This is a genomic window from Novosphingobium fuchskuhlense (assembly GCF_001519075.1).
Classification (GTDB): domain Bacteria; phylum Pseudomonadota; class Alphaproteobacteria; order Sphingomonadales; family Sphingomonadaceae; genus Novosphingobium; species Novosphingobium fuchskuhlense.
The window spans coordinates 737,078-760,857 of the sequence record NZ_KQ954244.1 but is presented as its reverse complement, the minus strand read 5'-3'; the positions used below and the strand labels follow the sequence as shown (position 1 = coordinate 760,857).

Here is a 23,780-nt window from a genome sequence, read left to right as displayed (position 1 = left end):
GGCGCAGCTCCACGCTCAAGCGCCAGGGCGTGCGGCGGACGCAGCAGCATTGGCTACGACCGGACGGACGACGTCTCCAGCGTTGAGGAATCCGCCTGCGCGCATCACGACACGTTCGTTGCCTGAAAGACCTTCGGCAACGACGATGCCCTCTGCGGTCACATCACCCGTCTTGATCGCGCGGCGCTCGACTTTGTTGCCCTTGCCCACAACATAGACGAACGCGCCTTGCTGATCGGAAAGGATTGCCGATTCAGGCAGCAATGGCGCGGTGACAGAGCCGCTGCGAATCTGCGCGCTGGCGAAGCCGCCCGGGCGCAGGGCAGGATCGTAGGCAAGCGCGATACGCGCGATACCTTCGCGTGTCTGCGCGTCGATCGTGGGAGAAAGCTGCCAGATCTGGCCGGTGAAAGGCTTGCTCGTTCCGACCGGGGTAACGGTGGCGGACTGGCCGACCGCCAGCTTCGCCAGATCATTCTCCGCAAGACGCGCCTGCATTTCAAACTGCCCATCCTTGGCAATCCGGAAAAGGATACCGCTTCCAGGACTGACGATCTGGCCCGGCTCCACGCCGCGTGTGAGAACGAGGCCAGCCGCCGGAGCGACCACATTGAGCCGTGCACTGCTGGCGCGAAGCTGTTCAAGTGCAGCCGAGGCAACCCGGACCTGAGCCACGGCAGCGTCCCGCGTCGCGGCGAGGCGATCGACATCCGCCTTTGAAATGAAGCCGCGCTCCACCAACTTCAGGGCGCGATCGAGATTGGCCTGCGCGATCCGTGCATTGGCGCGCTGGACTTCAATATTCGCGGCCTGCCCTGCAATCTGCTGCGTCTGAACCGAACGGTCAACCACCGCGAGGACTTGACCTGCCTGAACCCAATCGCCGGCATCGACAAGGACGCTCACGACCTGTCCGCCTTCACCCGCGATACCGACAGGCATCTCGCGCCGTGCGGCAAGGGTGCCGCTGGCCGTGATCGAAGCCGTCACGCTGGTGAGGCCAGGCGTGATCACGCTGACAGATTGGGCTTGCGCATTGCGCGATGCCGCTGCGTCGCCTGTCGTCGGAGCGTGATGCATGGAGTACCAGCCAAGGAGGCCAAGCGCGAGCGCGATGACCGCCACGACGATCGCCAGGCGGCCCCGTCCGCCCCTGCTGGAGCCGAAACCGCCATCGCCGACGGGCGGCTCGCTGGCAGGCCGCAGCCCGGTTCTGATCGTCGTTTCGTAATTCATGTCGTTCACGTGCCTTAGTCCCGGTCGGGCGCCGAACTGCCGGAGAGCATGGGAACCCCGGACTGACGAAAGTGTATTATATGACTATATCACTTCCCGCAAGCGCGGGGAGTCTCGCTGTGCCGCACGCACTCACTCTACTAGCGCCGCATCCGACGAGTGACAATTACGGCTCGACGAAGTGCATGAACAAATGATTCCATCGTGGCCCGGTTGCAACCGGAATCATTTTGAAAGGCCCGCCTTTTCGGGCACGTCAACGCAAATGGCCGCCCCGCAAGGCAGGGCGGCCATCAGGTCTCATCGATCCCGGCTGCGCCGGTCGCGCCTCGAGATCAAAACTTGAGTTGGCGTTCGTAGAGATCGCGATAGTGCTGGATGCGGGTCACCCGCAGCCCTTGCATGCCAGAGCGATCGACAGCGCGTTGCCAGGACGCGAATTCTTCCAGTGTCAGGCTGTAGCGCTCGCAGACCTCATCGATCGTAAGAAGGCCACCGTTAACCGCCGCGACAACTTCAGCCTTCCGGCGGACAACCCACCGCGTTGTCGACGGCGGCGGCAGACTGTCAATGGTCAACGGCTCACCGAGCGGGCCAATGACTTGCGACGGCTTGATTTTCTGGTTCTCAATCATGTCAATTCTCGTCTGGTCGACGCTGGAAGGATACTTCGAGAGGTCCCGCTCTAGTGCCTTCCGTGTCATTTCCATTCGCTGAAGAGGCGGGGTTAACAAACCGTTCAACATCCATTTCAACACTGCGCAGCAACGCGGCGGCGGATTCGTGGAAACTGAACCCCTTGCCGGCATTGGGCCCCTCGGCATCTCTGTCGAAGCAGGCACCTTGAGCCATGACCAGTCCAATCCCGGAACCAGGTGCCGCACCCGCGAGAACGCCGCGCGTATCGTGCGCTGCTACCAGCCGGGCGCACAGTTCGGTCCAGCCAAGCGGACGCAAACCGCGGCTCAGATCCCCATGCGCCTGGGGTCGTGAATCGGAAAATCTCATCTCCATAGACAGGGCTGTAAGCCACAGTCCTATAAAGGAGGGTAAAGCCCGCCTTCACCAAGAGTTAGGTTTTGACCAAAACGGTCCAAACGAGCCCGTTGGTTTTTTGCCCTGCCGCTTCCCCGAGAAAGGCCCTATGGGGCTGGAATGCAGAGAAACACGGGCCCGAATGACACTAACTTCAACTCCGGATCGCACGGTCAGGCTGTGTCTGGTCCTATGTTGAATGCCGTTGAGGCCTCAAAACTTTTTACACTTCGCTCGGGGAAGGAGGCGAGGAGAATCGTCGTCGCCATGTCCGGCGGCGTCGACAGCTCGGTCGTCGCCGGTATTGCCGTGGCAAGCGGCGCCGAGGTGATTGGCGTAACCCTGCAACTCTATGACTACGGTGCCGCAACCGGACGGAAGGGGGCATGTTGCGCTGGTGATGATATTCGCGATGCGCGGGCCGTCGCAGACCGGCTTGGCTTCGCGCACTATGTTTTCGATCATGAATCGCGCTTCCGCGAGGATGTCGTCGAGCGTTTTGCTGACGATTATCTTGCCGGTCGGACGCCGATCCCCTGCATCCGCTGCAATATGGGACCCAAATTCACCGACCTGCTCACAATGGCACGGGACCTTGGCGCGGATTGCCTCGCCACGGGTCATTACGTTCGACGCATTGACGGGGCTCAGGGGCCAGAACTCCACCGGGCCGTCGATCCCGCGCGCGATCAATCCTACTTCCTTTATGGGACAACCGACGAGCAGCTTGGGTTCCTCCGCTTTCCACTAGGCGGCCTGCCCAAGAGCGAAGTGCGCGCCATGGCCGGCGCACTCGGCCTGGGCGTCGCAACGAAGCCAGACAGTCAGGACATCTGCTTCGTGCCCGATGGCGACTATGCCACGATCGTCGCCAAGATGCGGCCGGAAGGGTCAGCGCCGGGCGAAATCGTTCATGCCGGGACGGGCGCTGTACTTGGCACGCATCGCGGCGTCATCCACTATACCGTGGGCCAAAGACGGGGGCTCGAGATCGGAGGACAGAGCGAACCGCTCTATGTCACCGCGCTGGATGCTCCAGCCAAGCGCGTGCTTGTCGGCCCGAAAGCCATGCTCGCCGTTGGCATGGCGCGTTTGGACGACACGAATCGCATCGGGCTGATGCCCGATGGTTCGGCTCTCACGGCAAAAGTCCGTTCGCTGGCCAAGCCGGTTCCCGTTATCGTGGAGGGAACGCTGGGCGCGGGAAGATCCTGCACGATCCGTTTCGGCCAGCCGGAGTATGGCGTTGCTCCCGGGCAGGCGGCTGTCATCTATGATGGTGACCGCGTGATCGGCGGCGGCTGGATCGCAGAAACCTCTGCGTGGGGGGCAGAAGCCTGAGACTTCATCTGCTCCAGGGTTCAAGGACGCAACCCCACCCCTCGCGATAGGTGGCGGTCTGGCGGGCGACCATCGGGAAGCGCGCCGTCACACTGCGTGCTGCCGTGTCCTCTGACAGGGTGATGAGGTCCATGCCGGGCTCAAAATCTTTTCGGCAATCGCCAAGCGGCCTTCCACCGACAAAGCGACACGAACAGGCGACACGAGCGCCGTAAGCTGAACCGGTCATAGCGTAGCCTTCAACACGCGGCCAAGCCAGGACGATCATGCCCGCGAGAACGGCAAATCCCAGCAGCACCCAGCGCCCGCGGCGCAAACCCGGCTGAACCGATGAAGGGGCGACTTTGGGGGAAGCTGCTGGTTTGGCCATTGCCATGCCGGGTCGATCTGGAGAAAAGCTGGCCGTCAAATGACCCGCCCTTTCCACGCCCTTATCGCTGCCGTCGCGCTTGTACCAGCCCTGTTCGGCTGCGGTCCATCAACAGCGCCCGAACCACCCCCGATTTCCGCAGAGGCACTGAAGGCCGTATCCGCCAATCCCGGCGTGCCGCGCGAAGAGCTTGCGCGCAAGGTTGACGCCCTTTTCGGCGAGCAGGATGCGGCGGAAAGTCGTGCCGTTGTCGTCATGCGTGCAGGCCGGGTCATCGCCGAGCGATATGCGCCAGGCTATCACGAAAACACGCGCTTCGTGAGTTGGTCCATGGCCAAGTCGATCACCGGGGTGATGGTCGGCATGCTGATCTCGGACGGACGCCTGCGGCTTGATGAACCGGCCCCGATTCCAGCCTGGCAGCGGCCGGGCGATCCGCGCGGCGAAATTACGCTGCGCCAGCTTCTGCAAATGCGCTCGGGACTGCGGCATGCCGAGGCGATCTCGCCGCCATGGCAATCCGACGAGGTGCGCATGCTGTTCCTCGATGGACGGGACGCGATGGCACGCTATGCGGAAGACCAGCCGCTCCAATACGAGCCTGGGCGCAAGTGGGTCTATTCGACCGCCACCAGCGTCATCCTCGCCGACCTTGCAGCACGCGTGCTTGCCCCGGCACCCGATCCCGAAAGCCGGCGCCGGGCCGTTGCCGAGTATCTGCGGACGCGCCTGTTCGAACCAGTTGGCATGCACTCGATGCTGCCGGAATTTGATGCCTCCGGCACCCTGATCGGTGGAAGCCTGATCCACGGCACCGCGCGTGACTGGGCTCGTTTCGGCGAGTTCCTGCGCAACCGGGGTGCCGTGGCGGGCGCACAACTGGTGCCCCGCCAATGGATTGACTTCATGGTGACGCCGTCCCCGCGGGAGGCGCAATATGGCGCGCAGATCTGGCTCAACCGCACCCCAACGACAGGCAAGCCGGCCTTGTTTCCGGATAAGGGCCCGCGCGACCTGTTTGCCTGCCTTGGTCACCTCGGCCAATACGTGCTGGTCTCGCCGTCACGGCAACTAGTCGTGGTGCGTCTGGGCAAGACGCAAGAAGATCATCTTGATCCCCTGACGGCGCGGCTGGGTGATCTTGTTGCACTGTTTCCAAAGTCGACCTGAACCAGCTTAGCGCTTGATCGGCCCGCCTTGAACCAGCAACGCAGGGCTGGTGCCATCCGGCATAGGGGCCAGAAGATCATGCGCTCCCAGCGCGGCGTCATCGACGTGGCCATCTGGATCCGGGTGGATCAGTATCTCGACACCGGGAAACGCATCGAGCAGCTTGGCCTCGATCTCGTCCATCACGCGGTGTGCTTCTGTGACCGTCATCCGGCCATCAACCCATACGTGGAACTGAACGAAATCACGGTTGCCGCTGGTGCGGGTGCGCAAATCGTGCAGCCCTTTGAGTTCCGGATGCTGAGCGACCACAGCCAGAAAGCGTTCTCGTTTCTCAAGTGGCCATTCGTGATCCATCAACTGCTCGATGGCTGCTTGTGAGGCCCCCCATGCCCCCCAGCCGAGCCAGAGCGCGATGCCGAATGCAAAGAGCGCATCGGCCCCCGCAAGCCCAAGCCAATGATCGAGGGCCAAGGCCGCAATGACCGCCAGGTTCAGCACAAGGTCAGAGGAATAATGCAGATTGTCTGTGGCGATGGCGAGGCTGCCGGTCGCGCGGATCACGCGGCGCTGGTAGGCCAGAAGCAAGAGCGTTGCGCCAATCGCCACCAGCGAGACCAGCATACCAGCCTCGGCCTCGGCTGGCCGGCCACCGGCCAGAAGCTCATCCACCGCCCGCCACGCGAGGCCAAGTGCCGACAGCGAGATCAGGACGACCTGAAACATCGCGGAAAGCGCTTCTGCCTTGCCATGCCCGAACCGATGGTTCGCGTCCGCAGGCTGCGCGCCAATCCAGACACCAATCAAGGTTGCGAGGCTGGCGACGAGATCCAGCCCCGTATCGGCCAGACTACCCAGCATCGCGGTTGAGCCAGTGGTCACCACTGCATAGGCCTTCATGGCCAACAGCAGCGCAGCAACGCTGATGCTGGCATAGGCTGCCCGGCGGTTGAGATCGCCATGATCGGGGCTGCGGGTCATGTCCATGGGTTGCCTCGCGCCGGCTCAGGGATAGAGCAGCGAATTGGTCCAACCGCCGCCATCGAGCCGGACGAAGCGCCGCCGTTCGTGCAGGCGGAAGGCGCGGTCCTGCCAAAACTCGATGGCATACGGGGTAACGCGGTAGCCTGACCAGTGCCCTGGCCGGGGGACAGACCCGTCGGGGAACTGCGCCCGCAACGCCTCTACCCGCGCCATGTAAACTTCGCGCGAAGGCAGGCTCCGTGACTGGTCAGATGCCGCCGAGCCAAGCCGCGATTCGGGATGCCGACTGGCAAAATAGGCATCGGCCTCCGCCGCTGTCACTTCCGTAACGGTACCCTCGATCCTCACCTGCCGACGCAGGCTTTTCCAGTGAAACAAGAGCGCCACTTGTGGATTGGCAGCCAGCTCGCCACCCTTGCGGCTCTCGAAATTGGTGTAGAAAACAAAGCCGTCGGGCCCGTGCCCCTTCAGCAGCACCATGCGCACAGAAGGCGCAGCGCCAGGGGTGGCCGTTGCCAGGGCCATGGCATTGGGGTCGTTCGGCTCGCTCGCCCAGGCCTCGGCGAACCAGGTTTCGAAGATCCCGAAAGGATCTGCACCGGGAATGGCCTCAAGGCTGACAGCTTCATTCGTTTCGGTGGCCACGGGAGAGGTCCTGTCGATTTCAGATCACATCTCGCCCTAGCCCAGTGCGACCAGCGTGCAAAGCGAGCCTTGCGGGTAGGCGTCAGCAACCCTAGCTAAGGCTTATGGCAGATCCTTATTCCATCCTTGGCGTGTCCCGCACCGCAAGCGAGAAGGACATCAAGTCCGCCTACCGCACTCTTGCGAAGGAACTCCATCCCGATCGAAACGCCGGAAAGCCGAACGCAGCGGAGCGCTTTGCCGAAGTCACGCGCGCCTACGACCTTTTGTCAGACAAGGACAAACGCGCCCGGTTCGACCGCGGCGAGATCGACGCGGATGGCAACCCCAGCGGACCCTTCGGTTTTGGCGGCGGGCAAGGCGGAGGCTACACGGGTGCTCAGCGCGGCTATCGCCACGATGGGTTCGAGGGCTTTGGCCAGGGCGGCGGCGAGGGCATCGACCTTGGCGACATATTCGAGGGCTTGTTCGGCGGGCGCGGTGGCATGGGTGCGGGTGCTGGCGCCGGGACTCGTCGCCGGCCAGCTCCGCGCGGCGCTAACGTCACTTACACGCTGAGAGTTCCCTTTGATCAGGCAGCCCGCCGCGAACCCCAGCGCGTGACCCTATCGGACGGCAAGACCATAGATCTCAAGCTGCCCCTTGGTCTGGTAGATGGCCAACAGGTCCGCCTCGGGGGCAAGGGCGAGGCTGGCCCGGGCGGCTTCGGCGATGCCATCGTGACGATCGAGATCGAACCCAGCCCGCATTTCGAAAGGGATAGTGACAATATCCGCCTGGATGTGCCGATCACGCTCGACGAGGCCATCGTCGGCGCCAAAGTCCGCATTCCGACCGTCGAAGGGCCGGTAATGATGACCGTGGTACCAGGCAGCACAAGCGGCAAGACACTTCGGCTCAAGGGGCGCGGCTTCACCCGCAAGAACGGAGAGCGCGGCGATCAGTTGGTGACCTTGTTGATCGATATTCCGGCAGAGGACCCTGATCTCAAGGCACGCCTTGAGGGATGGCGCGATGGCCGCGACTTGCGCTCCAAGTTCAACGTCTGAGAACATGATCAGCGAAGGGCAAGCCGGGATGCCGCTCGCGACTACAGAACCTTGCCTGCCCGTTACAGATCTGTCTCCCGAGGGTCGGCGCCTGGCCGCATTAGCGCAGCGACCAGGCCTCATGGGTCCACAAGCGCGACAAGCACTGCGGACAAGGTCGCTCGAGGTCCTGAGGCGCGTCTGGGCTGGGGTGGTCCATGACGGCACGATCCATGCGGGCAACTTCGCTTACATGGTGCTGATCGCGCTGTTTCCCTTCTTCATCACGGGCGCTGCTCTCTTCTCATTGCTAGGAGAGGCTGAAGACCGGACGGCCGCCGTCAACACAGTGCTCATGGCCATGCCTCCCGTCGTTGCCAATGTACTGTCGCCGGTCGCTCACGCCGTCATTGAAGCACGCACGGGAGGGCTGCTGTGGATAGGCGGTCTGGTAGGACTGTGGACCGTCGGCAGTCTGGTCGAGACGATCCGCGACATCCTGCGGCGTGCCTACGGTACCCGGCTGGTCCACGCATTCTGGCGATACCGGCTGATGTCGACGGGCCTGATCATTGCGGCGGTCGTTCTCATCCTTTTGTCCATAGCTGCACAAGTGGTGATCGGGACAGCGATGGAGGCGGTAACGACGTGGCTGCCTGAGGCGACAGGCGTGATTGACGCGCTTGCGCTGTCCCGTGCGATCCCTGCGATCGTGCTGTTCGGTTCGCTCTGGCTGCTGTTCGTCTCGCTGACACCGGGCGCATACAGTGCGGGAATATATCCGAAGTGGCCGGGTGCTCTGTTCGTTACATTGTGGTGGATTGCTGTCACCACGGTATTGCCCAAGCTGCTCCGCCACCTGTTCGTCTACGATCTGACCTATGGCAGCCTTGCCGGGGTGATGATCACGCTTTTCTTTTTTTGGCTGATTGGCCTAGGGATGGTCGTAGGAGCCGAACTGAACGCTGCTCTGGCCGAAACGCCAGAAGAACAGGATCTGGTTGGGCAAGCTGACAACCGGGCTCGCGCCGCGAAAGCAGGCGCGACCGTGCGGAAGCAACAACGTGATTGAAGCAAGGGGTCGCATGACGGGACTTATGGAAGGAAAGCGCGGCCTGATCATGGGTCTCGCCAATGACAAATCACTTGCATGGGGGATCGCCCGCAAACTGAGCGAACAAGGCGCCGAACTCGCCTTTTCCTATCAGGGTGAAGCACTCGAGAAGCGGGTGCGTCCGCTGGCTGCGAGCCTCGGCAGTGATTTCCTGATCGAATGCGATGTCTCCGACATGGCCGCGCTGGACACCGCGTTCGACACCCTCGCAGCGCGCTGGCCCACAATCGACTTCCTTGTTCACGCCATCGGCTTCTCCGACAAGACCGAACTCCGCGGGAAGTTCATGGATACGTCACTCGACAACTTCCTGATGACCATGAATATTTCGGTTTACAGCATGGTCGCGGTGACGCGGCGCGCGGCCGCCATGATGCCACTCGTCGAGGATGGCAGCGGCGGAACGAGCGGCGGTGGCTCGATCCTCACGCTGACATACTACGGTGCCGAGAAGGTGGTTCCGCATTACAACGTCATGGGCGTGGCGAAGGCCGCCCTTGAAGCGAGCGTGCGCTATCTTGCCAACGACTGCGGGCCCCAAGGCATTCGCGTCAACGCGTTGTCTGCCGGACCGATCAAGACGCTGGCCGCAAGCGGGATCGGCGACTTCCGCTACATTTTGAAGTGGAACGAACTGAATTCGCCGCTGCGCCGAAATGTCACAATCGACGATGTCGGTGGTGCGGGGCTCTATTTGCTGTCGGACCTCTCATCGGGCGTCACCGGCGAAGTGCACCACGTCGATTCAGGCTACCATACGGTCGGCATGAAGCAGGAAGACGCTCCGGATATCGCTCTGGGCTGAGTGCCCCGGCCCAAGAGATCAGGGCCGCGGAGGGATTGCCCAAGGAGCGCCGGGCGAGGACGGGTTTGGCGCTCCCGTCTGCGCAGTACCGTCGCGCTCTCGCTGGAGCTTGGCCTCATACTCTTTTTCGAGCACCTCGACCCGTGCTTGTTCAGCGGCTGAATCCGTATCGATTGTCTTGAGGCGTTTCGCACGCTCTTCCTCGATCAGCTTGCCAAACTGCACATCGCTGGCCTGCTTCTTCTCGGCATAGGAACTGTCAATTAGCTGCGCCATGCAGCCCGAGGCACCGCCAGCGCCGACCGGAGAGCAGGAATTGACGCCGAATGCACCGACGCGCTCGTAGGCCTTTACCCGCTGCGTCCAGCCTTGATTGACCGAATCGTTGGGGTTGTCGCGCAGCGGCTTCGGAATCCGGAACCGTTCTGATTCATCCTTGCGAGCACAGACGGTGATCGAGCCATCGGTCGATGCCGGACAGGGGTCATCGCCATAGACGATCAGCTGGTTGATCTTTTCGCCAGGATTTTCGGCAGTTTGCGCCCCTGCAGCCAATGGCGCACCGAGCAGCACGGCAAAAGCCAGCGCGGGGATAAGGGCGTCGACTAAATGGCGTTTCATCGCAAGGAACTCCGGCAGTGATCGTGCCAGGTGACATAAGGCCTGTACGGGGTGAACGATAGCTGAAGTCGGTGCCTTGCGGTGAATCAAGCGATCCTCGATCAGATGTGCTTCGACACTGCGATAGCCACACGGCATCCGATGCGAATGGCGTTGAACAGCAGTGGATAGGCGGGCGCGCGTTCGGCACCCGATGCCAGCGCCGTGTCGCGATGCTCGCGTTCGTCATCACGAAACTCGCGGATCATTGTCGAAAGCTCTGGGTCCTCACTGCCCAGTTGCTCCAGCTGTTCGGTGTAGTGCCGGTCGATTTCGGTCTCGATGGCGGCCGTGCATGCCATCGCCGCCTCAGGGCCGATCAAAGCCGTCGCCGCGCCGAGTGCAAACCCCGCGGCAGACCAGAGCGGCTGGAGCGCAGTGGGGCGCACCCCGCGCTTGACGAGCAGAGCATCAAAGCGCTCACGATGCGCTGCCTCCTGCTGCGCCATGGTGGCGATCTCGCCGGACACAGATGTGCGATCACCCATCACTGCCAATTGGCCGGCATAGATGCGGATTGCGCCGAACTCGCCGGCCTGGTTGACCCTGACCATGGCCTCGCGCGTTTCGCTCATTACCCCATTCCCTTGCTGTGGCGCCCAAGCAACCCTGCGATCAGCGTGGCAGAGGCTATAGAAACCAGAAAATTGTAGCCAGCGAGGCTGACACCAAACATGGTCCAGGCAGGCGTATCGCAGCGGATCAGGGGGGCGTTCATGATGGCGGCAAGGGGATCATCACCGAGTTTTGTTGACGAGCAAGCGGTCGGGCCTTCCCACCAGCCATACTCGACACCGGCATGAAAGGCCCCGATCAACCCGCTGATCGCAATCGCCGACACAGCAAACCAGACTAGCGCCACGCCTAGCCTCGTGCCGCGCGTTGCAAGGGCTCCAAGGGCCAGACCTATCGCAGCGAAATGCGGATAGCGCTGCCACCAGCACATCTCGCAGGGCGCGAGACCAAAACCGTATTGCGCGATGTAGACAGCGAGGATCAGGGACGCCGGAACCGCAAGCGCTAGCAGGTAAGCCCAGTTGCGGGGACTTGGTGCCAAACGGGCCATTGGTTCAACGCTTCCTAGCTGCGAGTGATTGAGGAACAGTCCGGCCAAGGGTCTGCAGCGCGTAGTATAGCTGGAAATCGTCGATGCCCTTGGTCTTGAGCTCATCCGGTGTCATCTTGAACCGCGGATCCTGCACCCTGTCGCGTTCAAGGTCCTTGTCATCCTTGATTTCGTTGATCAGGTGCCCACGGAGGTCGCTTTCACGATAGAACCGCTGCGCGCGCTTGCGAAGATCCGGATCCGAAATCTGCGGGACGGCAATGTCGGGGTCGATCCCACCCTCCTGAACCGAGCGACCAGACGGCGTGTAGTAACGCGCCGTTGTCAGCTTGAGAGCCGTGTCGCGGGTCAGAGGCATCAGAGTCTGAACGCTGCCCTTCCCGAAGCTGCGTTGCCCCATCAAAACAGCGCGATGTTGATCCTGAAGAGCCCCTGCAACGATTTCAGAGGCGGAAGCCGAACCCTCATTGATGAGCACCACCATCGGGATGCCCTTCGCAATATCGCCCGGCGTCATTGATTCCGCATTGTAGGTCTCGTTGTCGCGCGGATAGCGACCTCGTTGTGAGACAATCACACCGTGGTCTAGGAACAGGTCGGAAAGAGCTACCGCTTGATCCAGCAGACCACCCGGATTGCCCCGCAAATCAAGGACCAGCCCGGTCACCCGACCGCCGGTCTTCGTCTTGACCTGCTTGAACGCGTCGAGCACTTCACTGCCCACATTCGCGCTGAAGCTGGAAACCGAGATTACCCCGACGTTGCCCTCAACCTTCCAGTCGACCGGCTTCAATTCAATAACCTGCCGGGTAATCTTGACGTCGATCGGCTCGTCGCGGCCCGAACGGAAGAGCGTGAGGCTGATCGTCGTGCCCGGCGGGCCGCGCATCTGATCGACCGCTTCATCAAGCGTGCCCCCGAAGATCAGCTTGCCGTTGATATGCGTGATGTAGTCGCCGGCCTTCACGCCAGCCGCATCAGCCGGACTGCCCTTTGTCGGCGCAATGACCTTGACCGCTCCATCATCCATGGTCACCGAAAGCCCTAGGCCACCATAGGATCCATCGGTCTGTGTGCGAAGGTTCTCGAAATCGCGCGCATCGAGATAGGAACTGTGTGGATCAAGCGCGGCGAGCATGCCATTGATAGCGCCCTTGATCAGTTTGTCGTCGTCGACGGGTTCGACATAGCTCGTCTTGATCCGCTCGTAGACGGCCATGAGCTTGCTGAACTCGGGCCCAGATCGTGCGTCGACTGCGGCAAGTCCGGCAGTTGCTGCTGGAATAAGCGCGACAGCGCTGACCAGCGCAGAAGCCCGGAGCAAAGAAACAAACTTGAACGCCATGGTCGTCTTTCGACTGAGTGAGCAACGCCTTGAGCAGCTTCTATAGAGCCGCGACGATTAACGCCAGATGGGCCCGCCCCTTGCCGAAAGGGCAATCAGCGGCCGATCAGCCCAAGCGGATTGACCGGGATCCCGTCCTTGCGCAGTTCGATCGTCACGGTCGGCCTTCCAGGGCCTGCAAGTCCGAGAGGCGAGCCCTGGACCACGTTTGCCGCCACCGCAACGTCGAGCCGTCCGAGATTGGTGATCAGTGAAGTCCAACCGCCATCGTGGTCAATGATCACGATGCGGCCATATCCACGATAGTCGCCGGCGAATGCGATCCGCCCTGCCGCCGGTGCGACGACCTGGGCGGCCGCAACCGGAGCCAGCGTGACACCGATCGAGCGCGCGGCACCAGTGACGTCACCAAACCCGGTCACAATTCGGCCACTAACAGGCATGATCCACGACAGTTCAGCAGCAGCTTCGCGGGCGGGTGCCTGATCATCGATCACCAGCGTCGTTAAAGGACGATCCGGTCTGGGAACTGGTCCAGGTAGAGCAGCCAGTTGTCCGCGCAACGCACCGTCCGCCCGAAGGCGCTCAACAAGCGCTGCGATATCACGTGTGTCTTCCGCCAGCGCCAGCGCCCGATCTGCCTCTCGACTTGCTGTGCCTTGCGCGCTGCGAGACGCGATGCGCTGTCGGCTTTCAACTGCTGCGAGTTGCTGTCGGCGCACCCTAAGAGCGTCCTCGCTCGCCTGAAGTTGTGTAGCGGCGTGGCGGGCCCTGTCCTGCAACTGGCGCCCTCGGATAATCTCCGAGCGCAAACCCGCCGTGCGGCGCTGGACCTCTGGCAGCATCGTTTCCAGCACAGCGCGCAGATAAACTGTCTCGCGCAAGGTATCGGCTCGCATCAGACTGAACACGAGAGGTCGCCGCGACATCAACTGCAAAGCCGCAGTGAGGCGAACCACAGGATTCTGACGAACGGCAATGCGCAGGCGGAGGTCAGCCCGCTGGCGGTCAATTTCGCGAATGCGGCCCTGCGCCAGCGTGATCTCGGCTTCAGCTTGCTGGATACGCGCTGCAACTGCAGCTGCCTCGCTGGCCGTGCGGTCTGCGGCCGCTGTCGCTCGCTCTGCAGCCGCTTCGAGAGCATCACCTCGCTTACGGGCCTCAGCCAGTGCATGCGTCGCCGCTCGCAGGGCATCGCCCGCCTGGTCGGCACTCTCGAAGCGAGCATCTTGTGCAAAGCCTTGCCAACCGGCGAAGCAGGCAAGCATCAACCCCATGATCACAAGTGCGCGGCGCGACGTCATGGCCTTACCCATCGCGGTGATAGGGGTGACCAGACAGAATGCTTGTTGCGCGCCAAAGCTGCTCAACCAGCATGGCGCGGGCTAGCATGTGGGGCCACGTTGCACCACCAAACGCGAGGAGCATATCCGCCGAGGCGCGCAATGTTGTGTCGTGACCATCCGCGGCACCGATCAGGAAACGCGTTTCGCGCACCCCGTCATCTCGCCAGCGGCCGAGGAGTGAGGCAAAAGCCATAGAAGGCAATTGCTCGCCGCGCTCGTCAAGCACAACTGTGCGCAGGGGGTTTACCGCCACCGTAGGCACTAAGCCGCCTCGGTCGGGCAGTTCGGTGATCTTGAAACCCCAACTGATACGACGCGCATAGCGATCGACGAGCTCGGCCTCCGGCGAACGGCCGATTTTCCCACGGGCAATGACATGCAAAAGCATAGTGACGCCTTAGCCCAGAAAATCAGCGCAATGAATCCCTGCGTATCCGGACCTGTGGAGCGAAACCGCCGAAGTCAGGCCACGCCCTGATCTCCAAAGGCCCACATGCGCTCGAGATTATAGAAGCTGCGCACTTCGGGACGGAACAGGTGCACCACGATGTCGCCGGCATCGATCAGTACCCAGTCTGCGGCAGGCAAACCTTCGATCCGGACATTGCCGAAACCGCCTTGTTTGATTCGCTCTGCGAGCTTCTGGGCTATGGCGGCGACCTGTCGAGTCGATCTGCCCGACGCGATAACCATATGGTCCGCTACCGAGCTCTTCCCTTCCAGGGGGATAGCGACGATCTCCTGCGCCTGATCATCGTCGAGTGAGCGCAGAACCAACTCGAGGAGCGAGCCGGGGGCAGCCGAGATGGAGGCAGAAGCAGAAGCGGGGGTGATGCCGGTATCGACCGGCAAAGACTGAAGGCTTGTCATGAGCGTGTAGATGGTCTCCGTGACTGACGGTGCAATGACATCGGGCGAGAGTGCGGCGTTCTGCGCGCGGGGGCTTCGAAGCCGAAAAAGGACGTGGCAATGTTCAACTTTTGTCGACCTGCCGTGCGATTGCGATCGGCCGATGAGTGAGCATATCGCGCTGATGGGCGCGCTTAATCCGCCTATACCAATCTGGATCGGCAGAACGAATATCCGTGGCCGAGCGAGGGTCAGGGTCGAAACGCAAAATGACCAGCGCCGGGGCGCTCCGTTTTGCGCCTAACAAATCCTGGCCATGCCGCAGGCGCCAACGGCGCAGCCATACCATGGCGGGGCTCACCATAGCCTGTGCATCATACCCCGGACGCGCGACGACAGCAATCGGCATCTCGCGAGCAATCCGCCGCCACCCTCTCCAACGATGGAACTGCGCAAGATTATCAGCGCCCATCAACCAGATAAAGCGGCGGCGAGGATAGCGCCGCTTAAGCTCCCGAAGTGTGTCTAAGGTGTAACGCGTACCAATCTCTCTCTCCACCGCCGTCACGCGAATTCGGGCCCGTCGGGCCATGTCGCGTGCAGATGCGAATCGAGTCGGCAAAGGCGCCATACCGAGCTCTGGTTTGAGCACGTTGCCGGGAGAGACAAGCCACCAAACTTCATCTAGTGCGAGCGAAGCGCAGGCGAAGAGGCTCACCCGGCGATGCGCCCCATGCGCCGGATTGAAGCTCCCCCCCAGAAGGCCGGTAAACACAGGTTTCAGGGGCGGATCTGCCCGGAGCCCAAGACCTGCCACTTGTAGGTGGTGAGGCCTTCAAGAGCGACCGGCCCCCGCGCATGAAGTCGTCCCGTCGCAATACCGATCTCGGCCCCAAGCCCGAACTCGCCACCGTCGGCAAACTGGCTCGATGCGTTGTGGATGACGATTGCGCTGTCGACTTCGGACAGGAACCGTGACGCGGCATCACCGTTTTCGGTCACGATCGCGTCAGTATGGCCAGATGAATGCCGGGTTATGTGTGTCAAGGCGCCCTCCAGACCATCGACGATCGCAACAGACAGGACCGCATCGAGATACTCAGCATCCCAGTCGGCTGGTTCGGCTGGCTTTATGCGCGGATCGATAGAGCATGTACGCGCATCGCCGCGTAGCTCGCAGCCCGCTTCGAGCAAAGGCTCAACAAGCCCGTGCGGGTCGGGAAACAGCACGTCGACCAGAAGTGTTTCCATGGCGCCGCAAACTCCTGTGCGCCGCATCTTCGCGTTCAGTACGATGCCACGCGCCATGGCTGGATCGGCATCGCGATCGACAAACGTGTGATTGATCCCGTCCAGATGGGCAAGGACAGGCACACGTGCATCGGCCTGAACCCTCGCGACGAGGCTCTTTCCGCCACGTGGTACGATCATGTCGATCAAGCCGCTAGCAGCAAGCATGGCGCCCACAACTGCACGGTCCTGTGTCGGCACGAACTGAACCACCTCAGCAGGTACCCCCCCCTGGGCCAGTCCCCCAACCAAAGCGCTATGGATGGCCCGGTTGGACCGGGCCGCCTCGCTCCCCCCGCGCAACAAGACCGCATTTCCGGACCTCACACACAGCGCAGCAGCATCAGCGGTGACATTCGGTCGGCTTTCATAGATAATGCCGATCATGCCAATGGGCACACGCACCCGGCGCAACACCATGCCGTTGGGTCGACTGGATTCGTCGATGATCCGGCCAACCGGATCGTCCAACGCGGCGACCTGATCAACTGCCGCAGCCATCGCCTCAATCCGAGCGGGATCAAGACGCAAGCGGTCCACCATGGCTGCGGAAAGGCCAGCAGCTTCGCCGTCCTCCACATCCTTTGCATTGGCTTCGAGGATAACCGGGGCCGCCCTGCGGAGCGCAGCTGCACCAAGGTGTAGAGCCTCGGCGCGCGTCGTCGTCGACATCTTTGCAAGTTGGCGCTGAGCGGCACGGCCAGCGCGAGCAAGGCCTTCGACCAGCACTGCGGGATCGACGAATTGATCGACCGTACCGCCGGATTCAGCGTATTCTACAGAAGTTGAAACAGCGTCCATGCGGTGCCTTTATCATCCCACACAGACCCTGTCAGCCGGAATGGAGCCTTCGGCGGGCAAGTCGCGAGTCGGGAACAGACACTGTCGATCCCCGATGCGCAGAGCTATTCAGGCGGTGAAAGCGTCACCTGAACGCTCGTCAGCACGTTTCATCGTCCGTAATGCACAGCTCATCTTGGGCATCACGCAAGAGATTCGACGGTCCTCAGGGGTATGACTAAGCGCCGCCACCTCGTGAAGTCAAAGAAGCACGTCGGGACGGGGGTCGCCATTCTGCCTGTAACAACTCGGTCCAAGGCGGGTCCGGCAGATGACGGCGTTCGCTCGCCGTCCCGTTGGCGAACGCTTGTTGCGCGGGTCCGCGGCTGGTTCCCCGACCGAGAATTCTTCATGCGCTCAAATGGGCATGTGCGGTTCATACGGGTGTCCTCGCAACTTCAGATGCGCGTGGTTGGCGCCATTACCGGCGCAGTACTTCTTTGGGTTCTGATGCTGGGGTGGATGATCGTCAGTCAGGCTATTGACCTTTATGATCAGGCGTCATTGCTGGAGCGAGAGGCGGCTGTCGCGACAGCAGAAAGCCGGGTGGCGCAATATCGTTCTGGCCTTGGCAACGTTGCGAATGACCTCGCGAAACGTCAGGACTTCATCGAGAGGAGCGTGCAGGGCGCGATCGGCCCCTTGCCCAAAGCCACACGCTCGGGGACCGTATCAGACAGTAGCGAGGAAGCGGGCAAGACGGTTCGCAAGGTGTCCATGGCCCTGCCCGAGGCGACTGGCCTCGCGAAGGTGGAAGCTCGCCAATTGGCCTTTATCGAGGCGATGACCCGGTACGCGGACGCTCGTTCAGCGCGGGCTGAATCCGCTATCCGGAGACTGGGTCTAAACCCACAAACGGTTACGGCAGCTGATCGGAGCGCGATGGGTGGTCCGCTAATCCCCCTGGTTACTGGGCCCGGCAACAGCCTGGACCCTCGCTTTGCCCGGTTTGGTGCCAGCCTGGCGCATATGAGTGCAATGGAACAAGCGCTTGTCCGAATTCCAAACACGTTGCCCGCCAACATGGACTATATCTCAAGCGGATTTGGATACCGCGTTGATCCGTTCACGGGTGGCGGCGCGTTCCATGCCGGCCTCGACTTTCGTGGACCGATTGGTGCACCAATCCTGGCGGCTGCCGCAGGAACCGTTAGCTTCACCGGCGTAAAGCAAGGCTATGGCAACTGCGTCGAGATCAGCCATGGTAACGGCCTGCTCACACGCTATGCACACATGTCGCAAATTGCGGTCCGCATCGGCGAAGTTGTTCGTCCCGGCAGAAAGATCGGAGCGATCGGTAGCACGGGTCGTTCGACCGGACCCCATTTGCACTTTGAAGTTCGGATCGCCGACCGTCCCGTCGATCCGCGACCGTTCCTGGAGGCAATGCCGCATGTTTTCAAAGAAGCCAATACCGGGCGGGGATACCGCCGGCCGGTCAACAGGGCAGGGTAACCCTATGACAACGCCCACATTTTCCGTTCTGGGGGCAGATCTAGCAGTTAAAGGCGACATCACGGCTGGCGCCGAGCTACACATCGACGGCCAAGTGGAAGGCGATATCACCTGCGCGGGGCTCGTGCAGGGCGAGGCCAGTATAATCTGCGGCGCCATCCGAGCACAAACCGCGCGACTGGCAGGAACTGTGCGCGGCGGAATCGAGGTCGGGCAGCTCGTGGTGTTGAAAACGGCGCGGATCGAGGGCGACGTGAAGTACGACGCACTTACCATTGAGCAAGGCGCTCAAATCGATGGGAAACTCACCCATGGGATTGAACCGGTAGACAGCGAAAATACGCTTGCGTTGGTCAACTGAGCTAAACACCGCCTGCGACGGCGATGTTTAGCCTTGTGAGAAATTGAAACCAGCGCAGGCGGTGTACCGGCGCTCAACTGTCCGAGATTCCTTCAGCTCGACGCGCTTCAAGCCATGCGGCCGCCTCAGCTTCCTGCGCAGCCTGTGATGCAGCCTTGGCCAGCGCCTCACGCTCGGCACGCAGTTCCTCGATCAGTGCTTCGCGATCGCTACCGAGGCGCAGGTTGCTGGCGGAGTCGTCTTCCTCGATGCCAGCGCGCTTGGCAGCCTTGGCCACGAGTGCATCGAGTTCGCGTTGCGAGCACAGCCCGAGCGTAACGGGGTCTTTAGGATTGATATTGGAAATGTTCCAATGGCTGCGGTCGCGGATTGCGGCAATCGTGTTGCGGGTCGTGCCGATCAGCTTGCCAATCTGCGCATCCGATATTTCCGGATGGTGCCGCAGAATCCAGGCGATGCCATCGGGCTTGTCCTGCCGCTTGGACACAGGCGTATAGCGCGGGCCCTTCGTGCGGCTCACCGAAATCGGTGCCTTTTGCATCTTGAGGCGATACTCGGGATTGACCTGCCCTCGCTCAATCTCGACCTGGGTCAACTCACCCGAATGGACTGGATCGCGACCGGTATACTTGGCACCGGCCAGATCATCAGCCATCGCCTGCACTTCAAGAATATGCAGCCCGCAGAACTCGGCGATCTGCTCGAAGGTCAGCGCGGTATTGTCGACAAGCCAGGATGCCGTGGCATGAGGCATAAGCGGATAGGTTGACTGGTTGCTCAAGGGGAGCCTCTCCGGACAGCAGAAACAATAAGGGCCGCCCCTTGCGGAGCGGCCGTATCACGTATGATGTAGGCGACGGGGCCTCTTACGGCAAGCCCATTCCCGATGATTCGGGTGCCTGCGGCTTTGTGAGCCTTACTGACCAGTTGCCAGCACGATCTTGCCGATATGGTTCCCCGCCTCCATCCGCGCGTGAGCCGCCGACGCTTGATGCAACGGAAATACCTGATCCATCACCGGGCGAAGAAGGCCATTTGCAACCAATGGCCAGACAGTCTGATGAATCTCGTCTGCTAGTAGACCTTTGAATTCATTTGACCTTGGTCGAAGTGTAGATCCTGTCAGGGTCAGCCTTCGCCGCATTACCTCTGCCATGTTGAGTTCCGCCCGCACACCACCTTGCACAGCAATAGTGACGTGCCGACCATCATCGGCAAGGCATTTTAGATTCCGTGCAACATAATCACCAGCAACCATGTCGAGGACTAAATGAACGCCAGCACCGTCTGTTAAACGGGCAACCTCTTCGACAAAGTCCGTCGACTTGTAATCAATGGCATGCGTAGCGCCGAGCGCGGAAGCAACCGCGCACTTCTCGGGGCCACCACAGGTGACGATGACTTCAAGGCCAAACAGCTTGCCGAGAAGGATCGCCATCGTCCCGATCCCGCTGGTTCCACCATGGACAAGCATGCGCTCACCCTCGGTTGCCCAGCCTCGCTCAAACACGTTGTGCCATACCGTAAACAGAGTTTCTGGAATGGCTGCCGCTTGCTCGAGAAGCAAACCTTGCGGGATCGGCAGGCAGTGAGCCGCCTCGGCAAGACAGTATTCCGCATAGCCGCCACCCGCAACCAAAGCGCAGACAGCTTGGCCGACAAATGGCGTCGTGACGCCAGAACCCATGGCAACGACTTGCCCGGAAACCTCGAGGCCGGGGATAGGCGAAGCGCCAGGCGGAGGCGGATAAAACCCTTGACGCTGGATCACGTCAGGGCGGTTCACCCCTGCAAAGGCAACGCGGAGAAGGACCTGCCCGGCACCGGGCATCGGCACCGGCATTGAAAGCGGATGCAGCACCTCAGGTCCACCCGGCGAATCAAATCCGATGGCGGTCATCGTCGCCGGTATTGCGTCCATGCCATGCCCCCTGAAGCCGTGCGAACGCCCATTAGCTGAATGCGCCGCAGAGTGGTAAACAATTCCCTGCGCCAAGTACCTACGGAGCCGGTTGACAGCAAGGCTCAACGGGCCACAAAGTAAGCCACGATGGAACCTGATGAGCGCCCGCGCCCCAAAGGCGATCTGGCCAGCCAACTGGCCTCGGAGTCGCTTGGCAGCTATTCCATCCTCGAATTGAACGAACGCATCGCCATGCTCGAGGGTGAGATCGCCCGTGTGACGGCGGAGCGCGACAGGGCTGCCGCTCATCGCAGGGCTGCAGACGCACTGTTTGGGTCCCCATCATCGTCGGACAGCGGATCGTGATATCCGCCGCCCTTCACGTTGGTGGGCGGCATACCCATATTGTCGAAGTGTCGGGCCATGCGCTCGACCTGATGTCCCTTTTGCGCAGCTTCGGTTTAACCGCAGTTAAGCGCAAGCATGTTCATCTCCCGCAAGGGAACCAGCAGTGATCGGTCACTCCACGACCGGCAGGAAAGAAGTGTCATGCCCAGTTTCGCGCAAAGTCTTGAAAAAACACTGCATTCTGCACTGAGCAATGCAGCGGAACGCAGCCATGAGTATGCGACTCTGGAGCATCTCCTGTTGGCGCTGATCGATGACCCAGACGCAGCGCAGGTCATGCAGGCCTGCGGTGTCGATTTGGGTGACCTCGGAGAAGTGGTGCGACAGTATCTTGACCAAGAGTACCAGTCGCTCAAGACGCAGGACAAGGCCGATCCTCAGCCAACCGCAGGCTTTCAGAGGGTGATCCAGCGCGCCATTCTCCATGTGCAATCATCCGGCAAGGATACGGTTACGGGCGCCAATGTGCTCGTGGCATTGTTTTCCGAGCGCGATTCCTACGCAGTGTACTTCCTTCAGCAGCAGGACATGAGTCGCCTCGACGCAGTCAGCTTCATCAGTCACGGCATCGGAAAAGGTGGGCGCCAGGTCGAAAGCCGCAGCCCGAAGGGCAGCGAGGAATCGCAGCCACCGCAGGAAGAGAAGGTTGATTCCAAGGGCGGCACAAAGAAAGACTCTGCGCTTGACCAGTTCACTGTCAATCTCAACGAGAAAGCACTGAGCGGCAAGGTCGACCCCTTGATCGGTCGCGGCCCGGAAGTGGACCGCACAATCCAGATTCTTTGCCGTCGTTCAAAAAACAACCCACTTTATGTTGGTGATCCCGGTGTGGGCAAGACAGCGATTGCCGAGGGGCTTGCACGCAAGATCGTCGAGGGAGAAGTTCCTGAAGTCCTCAGCGAAGCCGTCATCTATTCTCTCGACATGGGTGCACTTCTTGCGGGTACGCGCTATCGCGGTGACTTCGAGGAGCGCCTCAAGCAGGTCGTCTCTGAGCTTGAGAAGATGCCGCACGCTGTCCTTTTCATCGACGAGATCCACACTGTGATCGGCGCAGGCGCGACCAGTGGCGGTGCGATGGACGCGTCCAATCTGCTCAAACCCGCCCTCTCCGGCGGAACGATCCGTTGCATCGGTTCGACAACCTACAAGGAGTTCCGCAATCACTTCGAGAAGGACCGAGCCTTGCTGCGCCGGTTCCAGAAGATCGACGTGAACGAACCAACGATCGAGGACACCATCAAGATCCTGAAGGGCCTGCGCACCGCCTTCGAGGAGCACCACAAGGTTCGCTACACGCCCGACGCGATCAAGACGGCCGTCGAGCTTTCGGCACGCTACATCAACGACCGCAAGCTGCCGGACAAGGCCATCGACGTGATCGACGAAGTTGGTGCAATGCAGATGCTGGTGCCGCCGTCGAAGCGCAAAAAGGTAATCACGGCGCGGGAGATCGAGGCGGTTATTGCGACTATGGCGCGCATCCCTCCCAAGTCCGTTTCGAGCGATGACAAGAAGGTGCTCGAGCACCTTGATCGTGACCTGAAGCGGCTGGTGTTCGGCCAGGACAAAGCAATCGAGGTGCTATCTTCGGCAATGAAGCTCAGCCGCGCTGGCCTGCGCGATCCGGACAAGCCGATCGGCTCGTTTCTCTTCTCGGGCCCCACAGGCGTTGGCAAAACCGAAGTCGCGCGCAGCCTGGCACAGATCATGGGCATTCCGCTGCAACGCTTCGACATGTCAGAATACATGGAGCGTCATTCCGTGAGCCGCCTGATCGGTGCACCTCCAGGCTATGTCGGGTTCGATCAGGGCGGCTTGCTGACCGATGCGATCGACCAGCAGCCGCACTGCGTCCTGCTGCTCGACGAGATTGAGAAAGCGCACCCTGATCTGTTCAATATCCTGCTGCAGGTCATGGATAACGGTCGGCTTACCGATCATCACGGCAAGACCGTTGATTTCCGCAATGTCGTGCTGATCATGACAACCAATGCGGGAGCCAGCGATATGGCGCGGCAAGGCATTGGCTTCGGCGATGTTTCGAAGGCGGATGCAGGCGACGAAGCGGTGAAGAAGATGTTCACCCCCGAATTCCGCAACAGGCTCGATGCGATCGTTCCATTCTCCTACCTGCCACCGGAAGTCGTGAGCCGCGTCGTCGACAAGTTCATCCTACAGCTTGAACTGCAACTGGCCGAACAAAACGTACATATCCAGTTCGATGGCGATGCCCGCGCATGGCTGGCAAAGCAAGGATACGACCGGCTCTATGGCGCGCGCCCCATGGGCCGCGTGATCCAGGAGAAGGTCAAAAAGCCGCTCGCGGAGGAACTGCTGTTTGGCAAGCTCGCAAATGGCGGCGAAGTCCATGTCAGCCTTAAGGAAGAGGAAGGCAAGCCAACCGCGCTCTCCTTCGAGTTGACTCCGGCCGCACCGAAACTCGTCAAGAAGAAGGCCAGGAAGGGCAAGGGCGGTTCGGCCACAGCCGAGGAGCCGAATGCCGACGAGGCATGAAGCCTTCCAACA

General features: G+C 61.3%; 25 protein-coding genes. 9 read left to right on the top strand and 16 right to left on the bottom strand.

The window, feature by feature from the left end; all coding sequences use genetic code 11:
- Positions 1-15: 15 nt before the first annotated feature.
- Both AQZ52_RS03415 and sciP read right to left on the bottom strand, forming a co-directional pair.
- Positions 16-1,236: an efflux RND transporter periplasmic adaptor subunit gene (locus tag AQZ52_RS03415; protein WP_067906504.1), complete on the bottom strand. Its 1,221-nt coding sequence runs from the start codon at positions 1,234-1,236 to the stop codon at positions 16-18.
- 335 nt (positions 1,237-1,571) lie between these two features.
- Entirely contained in the window at positions 1,572-1,871 is a 300-nt protein-coding gene (gene sciP, locus AQZ52_RS03410) for a CtrA inhibitor SciP (RefSeq protein ID WP_067909350.1), read from the bottom strand.
- A 592-nt stretch (positions 1,872-2,463) separates the two neighbouring features.
- Between sciP and mnmA the strand changes: the two genes are divergently transcribed.
- Positions 2,464-3,612 (top strand): tRNA 2-thiouridine(34) synthase MnmA, encoded by a 1,149-nt coding sequence (mnmA, locus tag AQZ52_RS03405; RefSeq protein ID WP_156424861.1) that lies wholly within the window; start codon positions 2,464-2,466, stop codon positions 3,610-3,612.
- A 4-nt stretch (positions 3,613-3,616) separates the two neighbouring features.
- On the opposite strand, the gene AQZ52_RS03400 is transcribed toward mnmA, so the two are convergent.
- Complete coding sequence (locus AQZ52_RS03400; RefSeq protein ID WP_240481431.1) at positions 3,617-3,988, bottom strand: hypothetical protein; 372 nt, start codon at positions 3,986-3,988, stop codon at positions 3,617-3,619.
- A gap of 33 nt (positions 3,989-4,021) precedes the next feature.
- Here AQZ52_RS03400 and AQZ52_RS03395 point away from each other — a divergent pair, with 33 nt between their 5' ends.
- Positions 4,022-5,152, top strand: coding sequence for a serine hydrolase domain-containing protein (locus AQZ52_RS03395; protein ID WP_067906502.1), 1,131 nt, complete (start codon positions 4,022-4,024; stop codon positions 5,150-5,152).
- 6 nt (positions 5,153-5,158) lie between these two features.
- Here AQZ52_RS03395 and AQZ52_RS03390 read toward each other — a convergent pair whose 3' ends face one another.
- On the bottom strand, positions 5,159-6,139 hold the full coding sequence (locus AQZ52_RS03390) for a cation diffusion facilitator family transporter (protein WP_082697527.1): 981 nt from the start codon (positions 6,137-6,139) through the stop codon (positions 5,159-5,161).
- 18 nt (positions 6,140-6,157) lie between these two features.
- Positions 6,158-6,781, bottom strand: a complete 624-nt coding sequence (gene pdxH / locus AQZ52_RS03385) for a pyridoxamine 5'-phosphate oxidase (RefSeq protein WP_067906501.1) — start codon at positions 6,779-6,781, stop codon at positions 6,158-6,160.
- A 104-nt stretch (positions 6,782-6,885) separates the two neighbouring features.
- Between pdxH and AQZ52_RS03380 the strand changes: the two genes are divergently transcribed.
- The 3 genes from AQZ52_RS03380 to fabI are packed head-to-tail and all read left to right on the top strand — an operon-like array spanning position 6,886 to position 9,728.
- Positions 6,886-7,830: a DnaJ C-terminal domain-containing protein gene (locus AQZ52_RS03380; RefSeq protein ID WP_067906500.1), complete on the top strand. Its 945-nt coding sequence runs from the start codon at positions 6,886-6,888 to the stop codon at positions 7,828-7,830.
- A 4-nt stretch (positions 7,831-7,834) separates the two neighbouring features.
- Positions 7,835-8,881: a YihY/virulence factor BrkB family protein gene (locus AQZ52_RS03375; protein WP_338045472.1), complete on the top strand. Its 1,047-nt coding sequence runs from the start codon at positions 7,835-7,837 to the stop codon at positions 8,879-8,881.
- Positions 8,882-8,894: 13 nt separating this feature from the next.
- Positions 8,895-9,728, top strand: a complete 834-nt coding sequence (gene fabI, locus AQZ52_RS03370; RefSeq protein ID WP_067906498.1) for an enoyl-ACP reductase FabI — start codon at positions 8,895-8,897, stop codon at positions 9,726-9,728.
- Between the two features lie 18 nt (positions 9,729-9,746).
- On the opposite strand, the gene AQZ52_RS03365 is transcribed toward fabI, so the two are convergent.
- The 9 genes from AQZ52_RS03365 to AQZ52_RS03330 all read right to left on the bottom strand — a co-directional run bounded on the left by AQZ52_RS03365 (position 9,747) and on the right by AQZ52_RS03330 (position 17,085).
- Positions 9,747-10,439, bottom strand: coding sequence for a hypothetical protein (locus AQZ52_RS03365; protein WP_240481430.1), 693 nt, complete (start codon positions 10,437-10,439; stop codon positions 9,747-9,749).
- Positions 10,440-10,450: 11 nt separating this feature from the next.
- Positions 10,451-10,963: a demethoxyubiquinone hydroxylase family protein gene (locus AQZ52_RS03360; RefSeq protein WP_067906496.1), complete on the bottom strand. Its 513-nt coding sequence runs from the start codon at positions 10,961-10,963 to the stop codon at positions 10,451-10,453.
- Entirely contained in the window at positions 10,963-11,454 is a 492-nt protein-coding gene (locus AQZ52_RS03355; protein WP_067906495.1) for a disulfide bond formation protein B, read from the bottom strand. Before AQZ52_RS03355 ends, AQZ52_RS03360 begins: the two co-directional genes overlap by 1 nt.
- Before the next feature lie 4 nt (positions 11,455-11,458).
- The gene (locus AQZ52_RS03350; protein WP_067906494.1) at positions 11,459-12,799 is read right to left on the bottom strand and encodes a S41 family peptidase; all 1,341 of its coding nucleotides are present in this window, start codon (positions 12,797-12,799) and stop codon (positions 11,459-11,461) included.
- 95 nt (positions 12,800-12,894) lie between these two features.
- A complete protein-coding gene (locus AQZ52_RS03345; RefSeq protein ID WP_240481429.1) occupies positions 12,895-14,169 on the bottom strand; it encodes a murein hydrolase activator EnvC family protein in 1,275 nt (424 codons plus the stop codon).
- Positions 14,108-14,533, bottom strand: coding sequence for a 23S rRNA (pseudouridine(1915)-N(3))-methyltransferase RlmH (locus AQZ52_RS03340; RefSeq protein ID WP_067906493.1), 426 nt, complete (start codon positions 14,531-14,533; stop codon positions 14,108-14,110). The genes AQZ52_RS03345 and AQZ52_RS03340 overlap by 62 nt, the downstream gene beginning before the upstream one ends.
- A 74-nt stretch (positions 14,534-14,607) precedes the next feature.
- The gene (rsfS, locus tag AQZ52_RS03335; protein ID WP_067906492.1) at positions 14,608-15,015 is read right to left on the bottom strand and encodes a ribosome silencing factor; all 408 of its coding nucleotides are present in this window, start codon (positions 15,013-15,015) and stop codon (positions 14,608-14,610) included.
- A gap of 103 nt (positions 15,016-15,118) precedes the next feature.
- A complete protein-coding gene (locus AQZ52_RS18060; RefSeq protein WP_082697526.1) occupies positions 15,119-15,811 on the bottom strand; it encodes a nicotinate-nucleotide adenylyltransferase in 693 nt (230 codons plus the stop codon).
- Positions 15,775-17,085 carry a glutamate-5-semialdehyde dehydrogenase gene (locus tag AQZ52_RS03330; RefSeq protein ID WP_067906491.1) on the bottom strand — a complete coding sequence of 437 codons (1,311 nt, stop codon included), beginning with the start codon at positions 17,083-17,085 and terminating at the stop codon, positions 15,775-15,777. Before AQZ52_RS03330 ends, AQZ52_RS18060 begins: the two co-directional genes overlap by 37 nt.
- 234 nt (positions 17,086-17,319) lie before the next feature.
- On the opposite strand from AQZ52_RS03330, the gene AQZ52_RS03325 reads away from it, so the two are divergent.
- Together AQZ52_RS03325 and AQZ52_RS03320 are read left to right on the top strand one after the other, a co-directional pair.
- Positions 17,320-18,579: a M23 family metallopeptidase gene (locus tag AQZ52_RS03325; RefSeq protein WP_420806445.1), complete on the top strand. Its 1,260-nt coding sequence runs from the start codon at positions 17,320-17,322 to the stop codon at positions 18,577-18,579.
- A gap of 4 nt (positions 18,580-18,583) precedes the next feature.
- Complete coding sequence (locus AQZ52_RS03320) at positions 18,584-18,940, top strand: bactofilin family protein (protein ID WP_067906489.1); 357 nt, start codon at positions 18,584-18,586, stop codon at positions 18,938-18,940.
- 73 nt (positions 18,941-19,013) lie between these two features.
- Here AQZ52_RS03320 and AQZ52_RS03315 read toward each other — a convergent pair whose 3' ends face one another.
- Positions 19,014-19,694, bottom strand: coding sequence for a DUF1013 domain-containing protein (locus tag AQZ52_RS03315; protein WP_205626436.1), 681 nt, complete (start codon positions 19,692-19,694; stop codon positions 19,014-19,016).
- A 162-nt stretch (positions 19,695-19,856) separates the two neighbouring features.
- Complete coding sequence (locus tag AQZ52_RS03310; protein ID WP_067909340.1) at positions 19,857-20,861, bottom strand: NAD(P)H-quinone oxidoreductase; 1,005 nt, start codon at positions 20,859-20,861, stop codon at positions 19,857-19,859.
- A gap of 129 nt (positions 20,862-20,990) precedes the next feature.
- Between AQZ52_RS03310 and AQZ52_RS18055 the strand changes: the two genes are divergently transcribed.
- Positions 20,991-21,209: a DUF1192 family protein gene (locus tag AQZ52_RS18055; RefSeq protein ID WP_082697525.1), complete on the top strand. Its 219-nt coding sequence runs from the start codon at positions 20,991-20,993 to the stop codon at positions 21,207-21,209.
- Between the two features lie 183 nt (positions 21,210-21,392).
- Complete coding sequence (gene clpA, locus AQZ52_RS03305; RefSeq protein WP_067906487.1) at positions 21,393-23,768, top strand: ATP-dependent Clp protease ATP-binding subunit ClpA; 2,376 nt, start codon at positions 21,393-21,395, stop codon at positions 23,766-23,768.
- The last annotated feature ends 12 nt before the right edge of the window (positions 23,769-23,780 follow it).